General features: G+C 62.6%; 1 protein-coding gene. It reads left to right on the top strand.

From position 1 onward, the window contains the following. Positions 1-1,130 (top strand): elongation factor Tu (gene tuf, locus AC2FMD_RS18065; RefSeq protein ID WP_496795310.1); only part of this gene is annotated, 1,130 nt, incomplete at both ends.

Raw genomic sequence — 1,130 nt, 5'->3', positions numbered from 1 at the left:
ATGGCAAAGGAAAAGTTTGAGCGTACAAAACCGCACGTCAACATCGGCACGATTGGCCACGTTGACCACGGCAAGACGACGCTGACCGCAGCGATCACCAAGTATTTCGGCGACTTCAAGGCGTATGACCAGATTGACGGCGCGCCGGAAGAGAAGGCGCGCGGCATCACCATCTCGACCGCCCACGTGGAATACGAGACCGACAACCGCCACTATGCGCACGTCGACTGCCCCGGCCACGCCGACTACGTCAAGAACATGATCACCGGTGCGGCGCAGATGGACGGCGCGATCCTGGTTGTGAACGCAGCTGACGGCCCGATGCCGCAGACCCGCGAGCACATCCTGCTGGGCCGTCAGGTTGGCATCCCGAAGATGGTCGTGTTCCTGAACAAGGTTGACCAGGTTGACGACGAAGAGCTGCTGGAACTGGTTGAGATGGAAGTCCGCGAACTGCTGTCCAGCTACGAATATCCTGGCGACGACATTCCGATCATCGCGGGTTCGGCTCTGGCCGCGATGGAAGGCCGCGACCCGGAGATCGGCGAGAACAAGATCCGCGAGCTGATGGCGGCCGTTGACGAGTACATCGACACGCCCGAGCGCGCCGTTGACCAGCCGTTCCTGATGCCGATCGAAGACGTGTTCTCGATCTCGGGCCGCGGCACCGTTGTGACCGGCCGCGTGGAGCGTGGCGTGATCAACGTCGGCGACGAAATCGAGATCGTCGGCATCCGCGACACGCAGAAGACCACCTGCACCGGTGTCGAGATGTTCCGCAAGCTGCTGGACCGCGGCGAAGCCGGCGACAACATCGGCGCGCTGCTGCGCGGCATCGACCGTGACGGCGTCGAGCGTGGCCAGGTTCTGGCCAAGCCGGGTTCGGTGACCCCGCACACCAAGTTCGAAGCCGAAGCCTACATCCTGACCAAGGAAGAGGGCGGCCGTCACACCCCGTTCTTCGCGAACTACCGTCCGCAGTTCTACTTCCGTACGACTGACGTGACCGGCACGGTTCAGCTGAAGGAAGGCACTGAGATGGTCATGCCGGGCGACAACGTCGGCTTCACCGTCGAACTGATCGCTCCGATCGCGATGGAAGACGGCCTGCGTTTCGCCATCCGCGAAGG

Source organism: Ruegeria sp. BHSC276, from assembly GCF_059612945.1.
Note: the sequence above shows the minus strand (reverse complement) of the source record. Positions and strands in the feature narration are given on the sequence as shown.